This window comes from Streptomyces sp. NPDC000410 (genome assembly GCF_040300305.1).
Classification (GTDB): Bacteria; Actinomycetota; Actinomycetes; order Streptomycetales; family Streptomycetaceae; genus Streptomyces.
In genome coordinates this window covers 32,370-49,062 of record NZ_JBEPDM010000018.1, presented here as the reverse complement: position 1 = coordinate 49,062, position 16,693 = coordinate 32,370, and the positions used below count along the sequence as shown (strand labels likewise).

Here is a 16,693-nt window from a genome sequence, read left to right as displayed (position 1 = left end):
CTGTCGGCCGCTGTGCCCCTCGTACCCCCCGGTTTCCTGACGGACCGGGGGGTACGGCCCGTTCACACGCTCCGCCCGGCCGGAGCGTGCGTCGTGCTCAGCCGGGTCGGCGGCAGGTAGTCACGCAGATAGCGCCGCTGCCACCAGGCGCCCGTGGCCCTCAGCTGCCGCCACGTCGTGTACTCGTAGTGGTAGAGGCGGGCCCGGACGTACAGCGGCGGGGCGTCGGGGAAGGGGTTGCGGCGCAGCAGCCGCAGTGTGTCGGGGTCGTTGTCGAGCAGCCGCTCGACGAAGGCGCCGAACCAGGGGCGGGCGTAGCCGGGGGAGAGCGCCGCGAACCACATCAGCCAGTCCAGGCGCAGATGGTACGGGGCGAACTGGCGGGGCCAGTGTCGGATATCCCCCGGTTTGCCATGGAACTCGTACTCGCGCCACACCGTACCGGCGCGCAGCACCGGCTCGTCCGTGCCCTCCATCACGACCTCCAGCCGGACCCGCCCCACGGTGCCGAACGCGCCGTACGTGTTGACCAGGTGCAGCGGATCGAAGGAACGGTTCATCGCCTGGCTCCTGGAGAGCAGATTGCGCGCCGGGCGGTAGCTGAGGGCCAGCACCAGCACGGTCACCGCGATCACGAGGACCTCGTACCAGAGCGGCGGCGCCGGGAGCGGATGCGGCCCGGCGAGCAGGGAGCCGTCGACGGCGGACAGCGCCAGGACGATCGTCAGCCAGTTCAGCCAGGCGAAGTTCCCCGAGACGACCAGCCAGAGCTGGGTGAGGATGATCAATCCGGCCGCCACGCTCGCGATCGGCTGCGGGGTGAACAGGAGGACCGGCACCAAAAGTTGCGTGACGTGGTTCGCCCCGGCCTCCACCCGGTGCAGCGGGCCCGGCAGATGGTGGAAGAACCAGCTCAGTGGGCCGGGCATCGGCTGGGTCTCGTGGTGGAAGTACAGGCAGGTCAGTCTGCGCCAGCATTCGTCGCCGCGGATCTTGATCAGTCCGGCGCCGAACTCCACCCGGAACAGCAGCCAGCGCAGCAGCCACAGCACCAGCACGGGCGGCCCGGCCCGCTCGTTGCCCAGGAAGATCGCGAGGAAGCCCGTCTCCAGCAGCAGGGATTCCCAGCCGAAGGCGTACCAGGTCTGTCCCACGTTGACGATCGACAGGTACAGCGCCCACAGCACCGCCCACCACAGCATCGCGGTCCACAGCGGAAGGTGATCGGCCGCGCCGCCCACCAGCGCCGCCGCGAGCACCGCCCCGGACCAGGCCATGGCCGCGAAGAACCGGTCGGAGTAGTGGAGTTGGAAGATGCTGGGCGCCCGTCGCATCGGTACGAGGCGTACGTACTCGGGCACCGGGAGCATGCCGCGCGCGCCGATCAGGGCGCGGAACTGGAGAGCGGCGGCCACGAAGGCGACGAGGTAGACGGCGGCCAGCGTCCGCTGGAAGACCAGCCTGCTCAGCCAGTAGTCGGGTGCCGTGAACCACTCCATCGCGGACCTCCGGTACCTCCAGTATCGGCCGGGTTCGCGATCCGCCGCAGCGTGGTGCCGAGCCGGCGGGCGTACAGCCGTTGAAGTACGGGAACGAGGGGTCCGGCGAGCCGCGTGTACCAGCGGGCGGGCCTGCTGAAGGCCATTACGGTGAACCAGACCGAACCGTCGTCCCGGAGCTCCACGACGAAGGATTCCTCGCCGCGCTCCGGATGGCCCACCCGGGTGCCGTAGGCGAAGCCCGTGCGGTCCCCTTCGTACTCCGCCCAGATCACCCGGCACGGGGCCCTGAACCGGAGCGGCCCGAGGCCCAGGGACACCTCGACGGCCGCGCCGGGCTCGGCGTGCGGCGAGGTGGCCCGCACGCGCGCGCCCGTCGCCCGGTGCATGTGGAAGGCGGTGACCGCGGCTCCGGCGGCCTCGAAGGCCGCGCGGCCGCTGCCGATGCGGGTGCGGTGGTGGAGGTGGTGGTAACCGTCGGGGAGCGGGCCGACGCGGGTGGCACCGACTTCCCGGTAGTTGAGTGCGGCAGTGCTGCTCTTCACGCGCTGATCTCCTCGGAGTGTGCGTCCCGGGGCTTGTCCGGTGTCGGCATGTGGGGGGTCAGCCGCCGCCAGGCCAGCATCGAGCAGAGCGCGAAGCCCAGCGCGTTGCCGAGGCCGTGGGTGGCGGCCATCCAGCTCAGGTTCGGATGCGGCAGCCCGGTCGCCTCGCCCACCGCCCAGCTCAGCGCCAGCAGCATCGTCGCCACCAGCACCGCGGCCGACACCGCGAGGAGCCGTCGGGTGAGCGGTCCATCCTGGCTCGTCCGTACGTCACGCCAGGTCAGCAGGCCGACGGCCCACATTCCGGCGGTCAGCACCAGCGCTCCGACCAGTTCGGCCCAGTCGTCGACGAAGTACCCCGCGAGGACCAGCAGGGTGCCGAGCGGCACGCTGAGCGCGGCGAAGCGGCCCGCCGGGCCGTCGGCCGTGCGGCAGACCAGCCCGGCCACCAGTGCGGCGGCGAATCCGGCGTAGTGGAAGTGGGGCACGGTCAGGGCCAGGATCTCCAGATCGAAGCCGAAGAGCCGGTGCCCCGCACGCTCGGCCACCAGCGCGCTGCCGGCGACCGCCGGGGTGACCAGGGCAGTCAGTACGGCGATCTCGGCGGGGTGCAGTGAGCGCGTACGGGCGTACCGGGCCGGGGCGTGCAGGGCGAGCGCCAGGGTGGCGAGCGCGTACGTCGTGGCCAGGGCGGTGGCGAGGGCGCCACGCGGCAGCCACAGCGCGAGCGCGCCCGGGGCGGCGAGCAGCGGCCACAGGTGGCGCAACAGCACCGGACCGGGGTCGCCGATCAGGCGCAGGCCCATCGGCACGATCACCAGCATGCCCAGCATCACGATCACGTTGACAAGTGCGCTGCTCATGCCGGACTCCCTGCTCGAACGCCGCTTGAACGTGTTCAATTCCTTGCGTGAGCCTATGGCAATTCTTGAACGCGTTCAAGTCGCGCGATGGTCCGGGATGAGGCAGAAGAGAGATCAACAAGCGAGATCAACGAGAGAAATCGCTCCGGGCGAAGTCGACCAGGCGGGAGATCGCGGGACATGTCTGCCAACTCACCGATGCGTGGCCGGTATGCCGGCCGAGCGGCACTGCCGGCGGGGCTGTCGGCCGTCGTGCTGCTGACGGGCTGCTCCATCGGCGCCGACGAGGGCCAGGGCGGCGCGTCGCCGTCCCAGCAGGTCCATCTCCAGCCGTACGGCGAACAGGGGCCGGACCCGTTCACCCCGTCGACGGCGACCACCACGGCCGCCATGGGCGTCGCCGGCGGGGGCTCGGGGGGCGACGCGTCCCCCGGGCGGCCGCTGCGCGCGGTGCCGGGTTCCACGCCCGGCCTGTACGGCGGCACCCGTTCGGTCGCGAGCTGCGACGTCGAGCAGCAGATCCGCTTCCTCGCGGCCGACCGCACCAAGGGCCGCGCCTTCGCCCAGGGGGCCGGCATCGGGCAGGAGGACATCGCGGGCTTCCTCCGGGGGCTCACCCCGGTGCTCCTGCGCGCCGACGCCCGGGTCACCGGCCACGGCTACCGCGACGGCGCGGCTCACCGCCACCAGGCCGTACTCCAGGCCGGCACCGCCGTGCTGGTCGACGAGCACGGCTCACCACGAGTCCGCTGCGCCGCCGGAAACCCGCTCGCCCCGCCCGTGGTCGAGGACACGGCGGTGCAGCCACAGGGCAAGCCGTGGAGCGGCTACGACAGCGGCCGGGTCGTCGTCATCACCCGCGCGGCCCAGGCGCTGGACAGTCTCGTGATCGTCGACATCGCGGCCAACGCCTGGCTGGAGCGCAAGAGCGGGACGGACGGCGAGGCGGACAAGAAGCCCGACGTGCCGCCGTCGTACGCGCCGGGCCTGCATGTCACCGAGGCGCCGCGCACCTCCCGGCCCGAGGGCGGGGCGGGCGCCCGTCAGGACGGGTCGAGCCCGAAGCCGGCGCGCCCCGACGGGACGGACGCACGGCCGGACGCGCCGCGCCCGGAGCCGGAGGCCGGTGGCGGATCCGGCGACCTCGACGGAGGCGAGTCACTCGTCCAGCCGGACGAGCAGGGCGGGTCCGAGCCGCTCGATCCGGATGCGCTCGGTCCCGACGCGGAGGAGGGCGGCGAGTCCGGGGCGGACGGCTGGTTCGGCGAGGACGGTGGGGAGGGTGAAGGTGGTGAGGACGGCTGGTTCGGCGAGGGTGACGAGCTCGGTGAGCTCGGTGAGCTCGGTGAGCTCGGTGAGCTCGGTGAGCTTGGTGAGTTCGGCGAGTTCGGCGACGAAGCCGAGAGCGGCGGCGACATCGAGAGCGGCGGTGACGTCGAGGGTGCCGACGGTGGGGACCTTGGTGGAGACCTCGGTGGGGACCTCGGTGCGGACGGTGATTCCGAGGTGTCCGTCGACCAGGCCGATCCCGCCGAAGCCGACGACGCGGGCGATGTCGACGACTCGGGAGACTCGGGCGACGCGGGTGACTCCTCCGACCAGGGTGAGTCCTTCGAGGGCTGAGGGGACGCGGCAGGGGGCACCGCCCCCGCGTTCCACTCGCTCGAAAAATCGGACAAATAATGGCAGAGTGTCACCATGGCTGATCGGGCAGCGGGTGCCGTGTCGCTTCCCGACGACTGGCCCGTCCATCCGGATCTGAGCCTTGCCCTCAACCGCATGGGCAGCTTCGACTGGGACCTCGACACCGGGCTGATGCACCTGGACCAGTCCGCCCTCGATGTGTTCGAGATGGCGGCGGACGAGTACGACGGGCTCCCCGCCACCCTCGCCGCGCGTGTCCCGCCCAGTGAGGCGATACGCCTGGACGCACTGGTGGCGCAGGCCCTCAAGAACGGAAGCAGCGCCTACGGCGCCTACTTCCGTATCCGTTGCCGCGACGGCAGTCTCCGCTGGACCCACACCCAGGGCTCGGTCCGGCGGGACGCCTCGGGCCGTCCGCACCGCATCATCGGCATCGTGCGCGACGCCACGCAGGAGCTCGCCGACTCCAGCGCGCGCATGGAACTGGACGACGAACGCCGCCGCCAGACGAGCGTCGTCGAGAGCACGACGGCCGCCCTCGCCCACGCCAGGACCGTCAGGGACGTCATCGACGTACTGAAGGACTCGCACGGACTGGAGCATCTCGGAGCCACCAGCCTCGTCATGGGGCTGCTGGAATCGGGCGGCAGGATCCATCTCGTCGCGGAGGGGCCGGAGGGCTCCTTCGTGCCCGGCACGCGCTACACCCGGGTCGACGAGCAGTACCCGATGAGCGAGGTCATCCGCACGCTCGCACCCCGCTTCATCGAGTCCAAGGAGGACTTCGCCGAGTCCTATCCGCGGCTGTGGACACACATCGGCAGCCTCGGCATCAACGCGGCCGCGTATCTGCCGCTGATCGCCCAGGCCCGCCCGATCGGAGCACTGGGACTGCTCTATTCCGAGAAGACCGGCTTCACGACCGACGAGCGCAATCTGCTGGTCGCGCTCGGCAGCAGCATCGCGCAGAGCCTCCAGCGCGCCGTCCTGTTCGAGCAGGAGCACGACCTCGCCGAGGGGCTGCAGCAGGCGATGCTGCCGCGCCGGATCCCCGCGGTGCCCGGGGCGCAGATCGCGGTCCGCTACCGGTCGGCCCGGCTCGGCCGGGACATCGGCGGCGACTGGTACGACGTCATCCCCCTGCCCGGAGGACGCGTCGGCGCGGTCATCGGGGACGTCCAGGGGCACGACACCCACGCCGCCGCCGTGATGGGGCAACTGCGCATCGTGCTGCGCGCGTACGCCGCCGAAGGGCACACGCCGGCGACCGTGATGGCGCGGGCCTCCGTCTTCCTCCACGAACTCGACACCGAACGCTTCGCGACCTGTATCTACGCGGAGGCCGACCTGACCACCGGTGTGGTCCAGATGGTGCGGGCGGGTCACGTCGACCCGCTGCTGAGCGACACCGACGGCGAGTGCCGCCGGGTTCCGCTGGAGGGCGGGCTGCCGCTCGGCCTCTCCGCCGAGTTCGGCAGGCTGGAGTATCCGGTGGCCACCGTCGAACTGGACCCCGGGCAGACCCTGTTGCTCTACACCGACGGGCTGGTCGAGCTGCCGGGCGCCGACCTCGACGACGGGATGCAGCTGCTCACTTCCCTGGTCCGGGGCGGCCCGAGGGACCTCCAGATGCTGGCCGACCGGCTGTGCGAGGAGGTCGACGAGCGGGCCGGTGACGACGATGTGGCGCTGCTGCTGCTCCGCCGCCACGGCGCGTACGCACCGCGGGCGGGCGGCCGGCTCCAGCAGCACGTGGCGCAGAACGACCCGGAGGCGCTGAGTTCCGCCCGGCACATGATCCGGGCCGCGGTCCGGGCCTGGGGGGCGGGCGAGAGGTCCGACGAGATCGAGCTGGCCGCCGACGAGCTGATCACGAACGCGCTCATGCACACGGACGGCGGCGCCATCGTGACCGTACGCGTACTGTCGGGACCGGAACGCCGGCTGCGGGTGGAGGTCGAGGACCCGTCCAGCGCGCTGCCGCGCCGCCGGGAGGCGGGCGAGTCCGGGGTGTCGGGGCGGGGGTTGATGCTGGTGGACCGGCTGGCGGACGTCTGGGGTGTGGAATCGCGCGGCAGCGGCAAATGTGTGTGGTGCGAGTTCATCGTCCAGGACCGATCAGCAACCTGATCATTACCAAATGCTAACCGTACGTAACGTAACTGTACTTGACCGTAACCGACCGCAGGCGATTGACTGCATGTCCCTGTGTTCCGGCCTCTAGGACATGAGGACCCCCTTGAGCACTGAGCTTCTGGCACCTCTCGATCTGGCGTTCTGGCACCTCGAGTCCGCCGACCACCCCATGCACCTCGGCGCGCTCGCCCATTTCGCGCCGCCCGCGTGCGGCGAACCGGACGGCCGCGGAGTCGAGGAGATCCTCGAACTGCTCGCCACCCGCGCCGCCGCGATCCCGCGGCTGCGGATGCGGGTGCGTGACGTGCTGCTGCCGGTGGGCGGCGCGGCCTGGGCCGTCGACACGGAGTTCGACGTCCGGCGGCATCTACGCCAGATCCGGCTCCCGGCGGGCGACTTCGCCGCCGGGGCCGCCCGGCTCGCCGGTGAACTGATGGAACGACCACTGGAGCGCGGGCTGCCGCCGTGGGAGATGTACCTCCTCACCGGGGGGCCCGGCGACCCGTTCGCCGTTCTCGTGAAGCTGCACCACGCCCTGGCCGACGGAATGCGTGCCGTCGCGATCGGCGCCGGCATCTTCGACGAGATCGCCGACGCCCGCGCCGCCCGCACGCGGACCGGCCGCGCACGCCGGGGCGGCAGGGCCGGCCGCACGACGGTCGCCGGGCTGGCCCGTGGCCGCATCGAGGAACTGAGCAGGGCCCTCGGGGTCGGCGCCTCCCTCGTCGGCGCGTCGCTCGCGCGCGCGAGCCGGCTCGATCCGCGCGGCGCGGCCGCGCTCATCGCGAGTTCGAGCGGCACGCGCCGGATCGCCACGGCCAGGCTCTCGCTGGACGACGTCCAGCAGGTCCGGCGGGTGGCGGGCGGCACCTCGAACGACGTCCTGCTCGCGATCGTCGCCGGAGCGCTGCGGCGCTGGATGTCCGAGCGCGGTGAGTCCCTGCCGCTCACCGACCCGCGCGCCCTCGTCCCGGTGTCCCGGCGACGTCCCGGCAGTCCGCCCGGCTCCGGGAACCGCCTCTCCGCCTATCTCCTCGGGCTCCCCGTGGCGGAGCCCGACCCCTGGGCCCGGCTCCACACGGTCCGCACCGCCATGGACCGCAACAAGGCCGCCGGACCGCTGCGGGGGCCCGGCGCGGTGGCCGTCCTCGCCGACCAGCTCCCGCCGCTCGCCCACCGCTTCGGCGCGCCGCTCGCCGGGAACGCGGCGCGGATGCTCTTCGACCTCCTCGTGACCAGCGTGCCGCTGCCGCGCTCGGCACTCTCGCTCGGTGGATGCCCGCTCCGCGAGATCTACCCGATGGCGCCGCTCGCCCGTGGCCAGTCGCTGGCGGTCGCGATGTCCACGTACGGGGGCCACGTCCATGTCGGCCTGGTCGCCGACGGCAAGGCGGTCCCGGACGCGGACCGTCTCGCCCACGCGGTGGAATCCGAACTGGCGTCCCTGGTGGCCCTGATCCGGTAACCCGGACGGGGGCGCCTGCGGCGGGCTTGTTCCCCTACCCGCCCCTTCCCGCAACTGGGGCTCCGCCCCAGCCCCCGTTGCGGGGGCTCTGCCCCCGAACCCCCGCTCCTCAATCGCCGGAGGGGCTCCTACGGAGCCCGTCTGGGGGCGACCCCCACGCCCGCAGGGCGTAGGGGGAGTTTGAGGACACGGCCGGAGGCCGTACGGGGGGCTGGGGGCTTGCCCCTAGTTTTCGGGAAGGGGCGGGGTCGGGAAAGAAGCCCGCCGCAGGCGCCCCCCAGTAATCACCACCCTGCGGCCCCCCTCCCCGTGCGGCACGCTGGAGGCATGCCGGAGCTGCCAGAGGTCGAGGCGCTCAGAGAGTTCCTCGACAGCCACCTCGTGGGCAAGGAGATCGCCAAGCTCCTGCCCGTGGCGATCAGCGTGCTCAAGACGTACGACCCTCCGCTCACCGCCGTCGAGGGCGCCGAAGTCGTCTCCGTACGCCGGCACGGCAAGTTCCTCGACATCGCGACCGACACGAGGGACCACGAGGAGCTGCACCTCGTGTTCCATCTCGCGCGGGCCGGGTGGCTGCGGTGGAAGGACGTCCTTCCGTCCGGCCCGCCCCGGCCCGGCAAGGGCCCGCTCGCGCTGCGCGCCGCACTCACCGGTGGGGACGGGTTCGATCTGACCGAGGCGGGCACCACCAAGCGGCTCGCCGTGTATCTCGTACGGGACCCCGCCGACGTGCCCGGCATCGCGCGGCTCGGGCCCGACCCGCTCGCGGACGGGTTCGGGCGGGAGGAGTTCGCCGGGCTGCTCGCCGGTGAGCGACGGCAGATCAAGGGCGCGCTGCGCGACCAGAGCCTGATCGCCGGGATCGGCAACGCCTACAGCGACGAGATCCTGCACGCCGCGCGGATGTCGCCGTACAAGCTCACCTCGAAACTCACCGACACCGAGATCACCGCGCTGTACGAGGCGATGCGGAGCACCCTCGCGGAGGCCGTCGAGCGCTCGCACGGCCTCGCCGCCGGAACGCTCAAGGCCGAGAAGAAGAGCGGCCTGCGCGTGCACGGCCGTACCGGCGAACCCTGCCCCGTATGCGGCGACACGATCCGCGAAGTGTCCTTCCACGACTCGTCGTTGCAGTACTGCCCCACCTGCCAGACCGGCGGAAAGCCGCTCGCCGACCGCCGTTTGTCACGGCTGCTGAAATGACACCAGTCGTTCGCCACCGACCGTACGGACCTCCAGGTGGTCGATCTCCTCGGGCCGCAACGCCGTCCCCGCCTCCATCCCCAGCGGCTCCTCGTTCCCGGCCGATGTCCACGTGGCGACCGGATAGTCCCGGCCGTCCCTGCCGACCACGACCAGCTCACACGTCTGCGCACCGGGCACCCCGCCCAGCCGCAGCGTCACCTCCGTGCCCCAGTCCGTCCCGCGCAACGACACCGCCCCGGAGGCCCGTTCGGGGCCGTCGAGCACCACCGTGGCGACCGGCAGCGCGACGATCAGCGCGGCGGCCGCCGCCACAAGCCGCAGCCGGCGCCGGGCACCGCGCCGCCGTCGTACCGCGACCCCCTCCAGCAGCCGGTCCAGCAGCCGCGGCGACGGACGGGCCTCGGGCCGCCCCGGTCCGGCGAACGAGGACAGCGCCGAGGCGACCGGGGTGAACTCCGCCAGGCGCACCGCGCACAGGACGCACTCCGACAGATGCTCCTCGAAGCGGAACGCGTCCGCGGGAGTGAGGACCCCCAACGCATAGGCGGCGACATCACGGTGCCGCTCCAGCAGATCCATGGGGCATTCCTCGATTCGCGTGGTGCGTACGCACGTGCCGTGCCGTGCCGTACTGTGCCGTTCTGTTCCGTGTTGCCGTCCCGTCGTCGTGAAGTACGCAGAAAGACCCTTCCGTACTCATCGGTCGACGGCGGAAGTGTTTCGTTCGTCGGACAATCCGTGGCCCTGTACGGCCCCCGCCCCTACACTCCGCACCATGCTGCGCGTACTGGCCGTCGACGACGAGAAGCCCGCTCTCGAGGAGCTGCTGTACCTGCTGAGGTCCGACCCGCGCGTGGGCAGTGCCGAGGGAGCCACCGACGCGACCGAGGCGCTCCGCCGCATCACCCGGGCGCTGGAGGCGGGACCCGGTGGCGCGGAGGCCATCGATGTCGTCTTCCTCGACATCCACATGGCCGGGCTCACCGGGCTCGACATCGCCAAGCTGCTCGCCGGTTTCGCCAGGCCGCCGCTCATCGTCTTCGTCACCGCGCACGAGGGCTTCGCCGTACAGGCCTTCGACCTCAAGGCCGTCGACTACGTACTCAAGCCCGTCCGCCGGGAGCGGCTCGCCGAAGCCGTCCGCCGGGTGACCGGACTGGTGGCCGCGCCCGCCACCGGGGCCGTGCCCGAACCCGCCGCCGAGCCGCACCCCACGCCCGCCGGATCCCCGGTGACGGAGATGCCCGGATCCGCCGACGGGACGGCCTCCGAGCAGATCCCGGTGGAGCTCGGCGGCGTCACCCGGTTCGTCGCGATCGACGACATCGCCTACGTCGAGGCCCAGGGCGATTACGCCCGGCTGCACACGGCCGACGGCAGCCACCTCGTCCGGATCCCCCTGTCCACACTGGAGGAGCGCTGGGCTTCGCGTGGATTCGTCCGTATCCACCGCAGTCATCTCGTCGCCCTCGGCCGTATCGAGGAACTGCGCCTGGACGCCGGGGCGACCACCGTCCGGGTCGGCACGGCCGAGCTGGCGGTCAGCCGCCGCCACGCACGCCAGCTGCGCGATCTGCTGATGCGCCACGCCAGGGGCTGAGCGTCCGGGGCTGAGCGTCCGGGGCGGGGCGCCAGGGACTGGGCGTCAGGGGCTGAGCGCCCGCGGCCGGGCGCCAGGAGCCGAGCGCCGTGGACGAGCGCCGGAGGACGCCCGCCGAGGCGCCCGGGGAAGGCCGATCACGACGGTCCGGAGTGCCGACCGTTCGCCGCACACGACCGACCGCTCGGCGCTCCGGCCGGGCCGTACGGCGATGGGCAGTCCGTTCGGTTCGTTGTGCCCCCTTCGCCCCGCATACCCTTGATCCGCAAGGGAAAAGGGGCCTGATGTCCGATATCGAAGCGCTGCTCAAGGAGCTCAGCGGTCTTCAGCCGATCCGGCCGTCGAGCCCGGGTGACGTCACCCAACTGCTCGTCAGGGCGAAGAGTGCAGCCGGTCGCTGGGCGGATGTGCTGTACGAGATCCAGGAGTCGACCCAGGGGCTGGTCGGTGCCCGAACCGAGGCGGCCCTGGAGGCCGCGTTCCGCAGGGCCGAGCAGTCGTACGTCGAGCTGGAGATCGCGCTCGCCGACTGCGGGCGGAAGCCCAGCAGCTGACGAGGTCTGTTCCGGCCGACCCGCTCTGCGTAGACTCCAGCCGCCGATCAAGTCCGCCGAGAGATGCGGGAGTGGACGACGATGTCTGCAGACCAGCCACCCCGCCGTGAGGTCGTCACGGGGGTACCCCGCGCCGCCCGCCGCAGGGCCGGGTACGCACCGGCCCGCTCCGAGATCAGCGAGCAGACCGCGCTCGGCAGTGTCTACGTACGCTCCCTGATGCGCAGCCAGCTGCGTGCCGCGCTGTGCGCCCTGGGCGCGCTCGCCCTCATGGTCGGCAGCCTTCCGCTGCTGGTCGCCTTCCCCGCCGCAGTCCTCGGCTCCTTCTCGTCGCCCGAGCCGTTCCTCTGGGTCGTGCTCGGCGTCGTCGTCTATCCCGTGATGTGGCTGATCGCCCGCTGGTACGTCCGTCGTGCCGAGCGCAACGAACACGACTTCACCGGACTCGTCGAAAGCCGTTGACGGTGCGGGCGAAGGACAAGGACCCGAAGTGAACCAGACCTACGCGGTGGCGGCCGTGGCCGTGGTCGTCCTCGCGACGGTGCTCATCGGCGCGCTCGGCCTGCGAATATCGCGGACCACCTCCGACTTCTACGTCGCCTCACGCACCGTCAAGCCCGGCCTGAACGCCGCCGCGATCAGCGGCGAGTACCTCTCCGCCGCCTCCTTCCTCGGCATCGCCGGACTGGTGCTCCTCCAGGGCCCCGACATGCTCTGGTACCCGGTGGGATACACCGCCGGCTACCTCGTCCTACTGGTCCTGGTCGCCGCCCCGCTGCGCCGCTCGGGGGCGTACACCCTCTCCGACTTCGCCGAGGTCCGCCTCGAATCGGCCCCCGTACGGCGCCTCGCCAGCCTCTTCGTCGTCGGCGTCGGCTGGCTCTACCTGCTGCCGCAGCTCCAGGGCGCGGGCCTGACCCTGGAGATCATGACCAGCGCACCCGACTGGGTCGGCGGGCTCGTCGTCGCCGTCGTGGTGACCGGCGCGGTCGCCGCCGGCGGCATGCGGTCCATCACCTTCGTCCAGGCGTTCCAGTACTGGCTCAAGCTCACCGCGCTGCTGGTGCCCGCCCTGTTCCTGGTCGCCGCCTGGCTGGGCGACGACGCGCCCCGCGCACGGTTCGACGCGCCCACCGTCTTCCGCGAGCACGCGGTCGTGACGGTCGACGACACCGTACGCGTGGAGCTGGACCAACCGCTGACGCTCACCGTCTCCGGCACGGTCGACGGCGCCCGGCACGACGAGCGCCCCGTCACCCTCGACGAAGGCATGCACCGCATCGAAGCCGGCACCGTCCTCGCCTTCCCGAAGGGCGTCGAAGTGCCGCAGCGGTCGGCCGGCGGGGACGACCCGGTCAGCTGGTCCCAGCCGCTGGCGGGCGGGCGCGACGGCTACCAGCTGTACGCGACGTACGGCCTGATACTGGCGACGTTCCTCGGCACGATGGGACTGCCCCACGTCGCCGTCCGCTTCTACACCAGCCCCAACGGCCGTGCCGCGCGCCGCACCACGCTCGTCGTACTCGGGCTCATCGGCGTGTTCTATCTGCTGCCGCCCGTGTACGGGGCCCTCGGCCGGATCTACGCGCCCGAGCTCGCCCTCACGGGCCACGCCGACGCCGCCGTGCTCGTCCTGCCGGGGCGGATCATCGGCGGGGTCATGGGCGACCTGCTGGGCGCGCTGCTGGCGGGCGGCGCCTTCGCCGCGTTCCTGTCCACCGCCTCCGGGCTGACCATGTCCGTGGCCGGCGTGCTCACCCAGGACGTCCTGCCCTCGCGCGGCGTACAGCACTTCCGGCTGGCGACGGTCATCGCCATGGCGGTGCCCCTCGCGCTGAGCGTCATGGCCAGCAACGTGCCGGTCGCGGACGCCGTCGGACTCGCCTTCGCCGTCTCCGCCTCGTCGTTCTGCCCGCTCCTGGTGCTGGGCATCTGGTGGCGGCGGCTCACCCCGCCGGGCGCGGTCGCCGGGCTCGTCACGGGCGGCGGGGCGGCGCTGGGCGCGGTCCTCGCGACCCGCGCAGGGCTCGCTCCCGAAGGCTGGCCGACCACGCTGATGGCCTGGCCCGCCGTGTGGTCGGTGCCGCTGGGCTTCCTCACCATGGTGCTGGTGTCGCTCGCGACGCCCCGTCACATCCCTCCCGGCGCCACCGCGATTCTCGCGCGCCTGCACCTGCCGGAGGACCTCGTCGGCCGCACCCGGTCCGCCCAGTCCGAAGGAGCCGAATGATGAACGCCATGGCGGTGGCGGTGCTCAGCGCCACCGGGGCCGTCCTGCTCGCCGCGGGCTTCGCACTCGGCCGGCTGACCGCACGCCGCGCCCCCCGGCCCGACCTGGAGCTCGGCACCCCCGTCGAACGGGCCACCTTCCACACCCTGCACACCGCCTCGCTCGCCGCGCCCCCGCTGCGCGCCGGACTCACCGAGGACACGGCCCGCAAGGCGGCCCGCCGGCTGCGCTCACTGCTGGGCACCGAGGCGCTCTGCCTCACCGACCGGGAGACCGTGCTCGCCTGGGACGGGCTCGGCGGCGACCACCACGAGGAGCGGGTGATGCGGCGGGTCGCCGGGGTGCTGGACTCCGGGCGCAGCCAGAGCATCCGCACCGGCTGCGACGACGTGGACTGCCCGCTCCAGTGGGCCGTGATCGCCCCGCTCACCGGCGAGGACGGCGTACTGGGCGCGCTGGTCGCCTACGGTTCCACGGAGTCGGCGGTTCTCGTACGCGCCGCCACCGAGGTCGCCCGCTGGGTCTCCGTCCAGCTGGAACTCGCCGAGCTCGACCGCTCGCGCACCCGGCTCATCGAGGCCGAGATCCGCGCCCTGCGCGCCCAGATATCCCCGCACTTCATCTTCAACTCGCTCGCCGCGATCGCCTCTTTCGTGCGGACCGATCCCGAGCGGGCACGCGAGCTCCTGCTGGAGTTCGCCGATTTCACCCGTTACTCCTTCCGCAGGCACGGCGACTTCACGCACCTGGCCGACGAGCTCCGCTCCATCGAGCAGTACCTGGCGCTCGCCGGAGCCAGGTTCGGCGACCGGCTCACGGTGACCCTCCAGGTCGCGCCGGAAGTGCTCCCCGTGTCCCTGCCCTTCCTCTGTCTCCAGCCGCTCGTCGAGAACGCCGTCAAACACGGTCTGGAGGACTCCCGGGGCGAGTGCCGCGTCTCCATCTCCGCTCAGGACGCGGGCTCCGAGGCGGTGGTGACCATCGAGGACGACGGCGTCGGGATGGATCCGGCGGAGCTGCGCCGCATCCTCGCGGGGGAGTCCACCAGGCCCACCGGCATCGGGCTGTGCAACGTGGACGAGCGGCTGCGGCAGGTGTACGGCGACGACTACGGCCTGGTCATCGAGACGGGCATCGGTGCCGGGATGAAGATCACGGTGCGGCTGCCCAAGTACCGGGCGGGTGTGCACAACAGCGTGGCGCGGCAACACGGCTTCTGATCAGCGCCGAAGGGCGCTGTGCCGTGGGACGGCAGGGCCCAGGAACGGCACCGTGGGACGGCAGGGCCCAGGAACGGCACCGTGGGACGGCAGGGCCCAGGAACGGCACCGCGTGGGTCGGGACCGGGTGCGGACAGCATTGCATGGGGAGGGACAGCACCGCGTCGGCAGGTCGGAGCCGGCAGGTCAGAACAGGTGCATGGACAGATGCCCCAGCGGCAGCCCCAGCCGCCAGGCGGGCGTCCACACCTGCACCGACTCGTCCACGGACAGCGGTGCCGGGTGGGCGGGCGGAGCCGACGGAGCCGGCTGCCCCGGCCGCGCGGGTCGCGCCGGGTTGCGGGGTCCCGGGGTACCCGGTTCACCGAGGTCGGCGAGGTCGCCCAGATCGGCGGCGAGCAGTTCCGTGCTCTCCAGCCAGCGCCAGGCCTTGCCGGCGAGCGCGAGATCGGGGCCCGCGGCACCGTCCCGCGCCCGGTCTGCCAGCCGCTCGCGCACCCACTCCTGCCAGGGGTGGCCGTACTCGGTTCTCAGGAGCCACTCGTCGAGCCGGGGCAGCGCCTGGCTCCCCTTGGGGCCACCGGTGCCGTGGCACAGGTAGACGGTCAGGGCGAGCGTGTCCCGGCCTGCCCGGTACTCCAGTGAGCCGCTCTTGACCAGCCGGCCCGCGCGCAGTATCTCGTCGGCCGTGAACTCGGCGCACAGCCAGGCCATGGGGACCGCAAGTCCGCCTCCGCCGGTGCCGTTCGTACCCTCGGGCAGCACTCTCTCCACCTTCTCCCGGACGTGCTCGGTGCGTGTCTCGACGACGAGCCTCCTCCGGGAGACGCGTCTCCGGGTCCCTCTTTACTCAACTCGAGCGCCTGGTCGCCAATCGGCGGAGTGCCTCCGCGTGGCCCGAGGGGGACCGGAGCCCCGATGGGGCATCAGGGTCTGAAGTGACTGCTCAAACGGCTCATGAGGGCTGCTCAGGCGGCGGTGGACACCGTGGTGCGGCTGTAGCCGGGCAGCCACCGGGCCATGGCCCGCAGCGCGTAGTACGAACGCGACTTGACCGTTCCCGGCGGGATGCCGAGCACCTCGGCGGCCTCGCCCACACTGCGGTCGTGGAAGTAGATCTGCTCCAGCACCTCGCGGTGCTCGGGGCTGAGCCTGCGCACCGCGGCCCGTACGTCGAGCGCTGCCACCGCGCTCTCGGTCACGTCCGCCGAATCCGGCGTCATCGCGAGGATGCCGTCACCGATCTCGGTGGGCCGGGCCATCCGGGAGCGGCGCGCGTCGATCGCGAGGCGGCGGCCCACCGTGAAGAGCCAGGGCCTGATCGACTCGTACGGTCCGTCCAGTGTCTCGGGGTGCTGCCAGGCCTTCACCAGGGTCTCCTGGAGGAGGTCCTCGGCACGCTGCCGGTCACCGTAGGTCAGGCCGAGGAGGAAGCTCAGCAGGGCGGGACCGTGTTGGCGCTCGAGATCGGCCAGGGCACGCTCGTCGGTGGTGGCCGTCGCCGTCGCCGTTGCCATCGTCGGCATCCTTTCCGTGCACTTCTGATCTGAGAACTCGCTGCTACGAGCCGTATCCGAACGCATCAGGGAAGGAAGCGACAGGCGTTGTCACGAGGTGTGCGCCGAGCGGTCGCACGAAGCGGCGAGCGTGCGGCCGGTTGTCGGTGAACGGTCATTGATCCGTCCGTGAGCGGTCGGCCGGGCCGTGCCTCGCGGCCGGCCGCTCACGGAC

Annotated in this window: 15 protein-coding genes; 9 read left to right on the top strand and 6 right to left on the bottom strand. The window is 72.2% G+C overall.

Annotated features, from left to right (window positions below; genetic code table 11):
• Positions 1-62 precede the first annotated feature (62 nt).
• Genes ABT342_RS19650 through ABT342_RS19640 form a run of 3 tightly spaced genes read right to left on the bottom strand, consistent with a single transcriptional unit; the run spans position 63 to position 2,907 of the window.
• Complete coding sequence (locus tag ABT342_RS19650) at positions 63-1,499, bottom strand: lipase maturation factor family protein (protein WP_351575051.1); 1,437 nt, start codon at positions 1,497-1,499, stop codon at positions 63-65.
• Positions 1,466-2,044, bottom strand: a complete 579-nt coding sequence (locus ABT342_RS19645) for a DUF1990 domain-containing protein (protein ID WP_351575048.1) — start codon at positions 2,042-2,044, stop codon at positions 1,466-1,468. The genes ABT342_RS19650 and ABT342_RS19645 overlap by 34 nt, the downstream gene beginning before the upstream one ends.
• A complete protein-coding gene (locus ABT342_RS19640) occupies positions 2,041-2,907 on the bottom strand; it encodes a YndJ family protein (protein WP_351575045.1) in 867 nt (288 codons plus the stop codon). Before ABT342_RS19640 ends, ABT342_RS19645 begins: the two co-directional genes overlap by 4 nt.
• A 180-nt stretch (positions 2,908-3,087) precedes the next feature.
• Here ABT342_RS19640 and ABT342_RS19635 point away from each other — a divergent pair, with 180 nt between their 5' ends.
• From ABT342_RS19635 to ABT342_RS19620, 4 genes are all read left to right on the top strand, one after another.
• The gene (locus ABT342_RS19635) at positions 3,088-4,530 is read left to right on the top strand and encodes a DUF6777 domain-containing protein (RefSeq protein ID WP_351575042.1); all 1,443 of its coding nucleotides are present in this window, start codon (positions 3,088-3,090) and stop codon (positions 4,528-4,530) included.
• 75 nt (positions 4,531-4,605) lie between these two features.
• Positions 4,606-6,681, top strand: coding sequence for a SpoIIE family protein phosphatase (locus tag ABT342_RS19630; RefSeq protein WP_351575039.1), 2,076 nt, complete (start codon positions 4,606-4,608; stop codon positions 6,679-6,681).
• 109 nt (positions 6,682-6,790) lie between these two features.
• Positions 6,791-8,152: a wax ester/triacylglycerol synthase family O-acyltransferase gene (locus ABT342_RS19625; RefSeq protein ID WP_351575036.1), complete on the top strand. Its 1,362-nt coding sequence runs from the start codon at positions 6,791-6,793 to the stop codon at positions 8,150-8,152.
• 327 nt (positions 8,153-8,479) lie between these two features.
• Positions 8,480-9,355 (top strand): Fpg/Nei family DNA glycosylase, encoded by an 876-nt coding sequence (locus ABT342_RS19620; protein ID WP_351575033.1) that lies wholly within the window; start codon positions 8,480-8,482, stop codon positions 9,353-9,355.
• Here ABT342_RS19620 and ABT342_RS19615 read toward each other — a convergent pair.
• On the bottom strand, positions 9,338-9,937 hold the full coding sequence (locus ABT342_RS19615) for an anti-sigma factor family protein (protein ID WP_351575030.1): 600 nt from the start codon (positions 9,935-9,937) through the stop codon (positions 9,338-9,340). The genes ABT342_RS19620 and ABT342_RS19615 overlap by 18 nt on opposite strands.
• 196 nt (positions 9,938-10,133) lie before the next feature.
• On the opposite strand from ABT342_RS19615, the gene ABT342_RS19610 reads away from it, so the two are divergent.
• From ABT342_RS19610 to ABT342_RS19590, 5 genes are all read left to right on the top strand, one after another.
• Positions 10,134-10,958, top strand: coding sequence for a LytR/AlgR family response regulator transcription factor (locus tag ABT342_RS19610; RefSeq protein WP_351575027.1), 825 nt, complete (start codon positions 10,134-10,136; stop codon positions 10,956-10,958).
• A gap of 284 nt (positions 10,959-11,242) precedes the next feature.
• Positions 11,243-11,512: a hypothetical protein gene (locus tag ABT342_RS19605; protein ID WP_351575024.1), complete on the top strand. Its 270-nt coding sequence runs from the start codon at positions 11,243-11,245 to the stop codon at positions 11,510-11,512.
• An 81-nt stretch (positions 11,513-11,593) separates the two neighbouring features.
• Positions 11,594-11,974: a hypothetical protein gene (locus tag ABT342_RS19600; protein ID WP_351575021.1), complete on the top strand. Its 381-nt coding sequence runs from the start codon at positions 11,594-11,596 to the stop codon at positions 11,972-11,974.
• Between the two features lie 28 nt (positions 11,975-12,002).
• Positions 12,003-13,742, top strand: a complete 1,740-nt coding sequence (locus tag ABT342_RS19595; RefSeq protein ID WP_351575018.1) for a sodium/solute symporter — start codon at positions 12,003-12,005, stop codon at positions 13,740-13,742.
• Positions 13,742-14,962 (top strand): sensor histidine kinase, encoded by a 1,221-nt coding sequence (locus ABT342_RS19590; RefSeq protein ID WP_351575267.1) that lies wholly within the window; start codon positions 13,742-13,744, stop codon positions 14,960-14,962. The genes ABT342_RS19595 and ABT342_RS19590 overlap by 1 nt, the downstream gene beginning before the upstream one ends.
• Positions 14,963-15,148: 186 nt before the next feature.
• Here the strand turns inward: ABT342_RS19590 and ABT342_RS19585 are convergent, their stop codons facing one another.
• Both ABT342_RS19585 and ABT342_RS19580 read right to left on the bottom strand, forming a co-directional pair.
• Positions 15,149-15,727 carry a hypothetical protein gene (locus ABT342_RS19585; protein WP_351575015.1) on the bottom strand — a complete coding sequence of 193 codons (579 nt, stop codon included), beginning with the start codon at positions 15,725-15,727 and terminating at the stop codon, positions 15,149-15,151.
• Positions 15,728-15,930: 203 nt separating this feature from the next.
• Positions 15,931-16,479: a sigma-70 family RNA polymerase sigma factor gene (locus ABT342_RS19580; RefSeq protein WP_351575012.1), complete on the bottom strand. Its 549-nt coding sequence runs from the start codon at positions 16,477-16,479 to the stop codon at positions 15,931-15,933.
• Positions 16,480-16,693: the final 214 nt, after the last annotated feature.

What these genes read in the sequence shown, in the direction of transcription:
- ABT342_RS19620 (WP_351575033.1), top strand. Translation starts at nt 8,480, where the DNA reads ATGCCGGAGCTGCCAGAGGTCGAGGCGCTCAGAGAGTTCCTCGACAGC.
- ABT342_RS19590 (WP_351575267.1), top strand. Translation starts at nt 13,742, where the DNA reads ATGAACGCCATGGCGGTGGCGGTGCTCAGCGCCACCGGGGCCGTCCTG.
- ABT342_RS19600 (WP_351575021.1), top strand. Translation starts at nt 11,594, where the DNA reads ATGTCTGCAGACCAGCCACCCCGCCGTGAGGTCGTCACGGGGGTACCC.
- ABT342_RS19610 (WP_351575027.1), top strand. Translation starts at nt 10,134, where the DNA reads ATGCTGCGCGTACTGGCCGTCGACGACGAGAAGCCCGCTCTCGAGGAG.
- ABT342_RS19605 (WP_351575024.1), top strand. Translation starts at nt 11,243, where the DNA reads ATGTCCGATATCGAAGCGCTGCTCAAGGAGCTCAGCGGTCTTCAGCCG.
- ABT342_RS19640 (WP_351575045.1), bottom strand. Translation starts at nt 2,907, where the DNA reads ATGAGCAGCGCACTTGTCAACGTGATCGTGATGCTGGGCATGCTGGTG.
- ABT342_RS19650 (WP_351575051.1), bottom strand. Translation starts at nt 1,499, where the DNA reads ATGGAGTGGTTCACGGCACCCGACTACTGGCTGAGCAGGCTGGTCTTC.
- ABT342_RS19630 (WP_351575039.1), top strand. Translation starts at nt 4,606, where the DNA reads ATGGCTGATCGGGCAGCGGGTGCCGTGTCGCTTCCCGACGACTGGCCC.
- ABT342_RS19615 (WP_351575030.1), bottom strand. Translation starts at nt 9,937, where the DNA reads ATGGATCTGCTGGAGCGGCACCGTGATGTCGCCGCCTATGCGTTGGGG.
- ABT342_RS19580 (WP_351575012.1), bottom strand. Translation starts at nt 16,479, where the DNA reads ATGGCAACGGCGACGGCGACGGCCACCACCGACGAGCGTGCCCTGGCC.
- ABT342_RS19635 (WP_351575042.1), top strand. Translation starts at nt 3,088, where the DNA reads ATGTCTGCCAACTCACCGATGCGTGGCCGGTATGCCGGCCGAGCGGCA.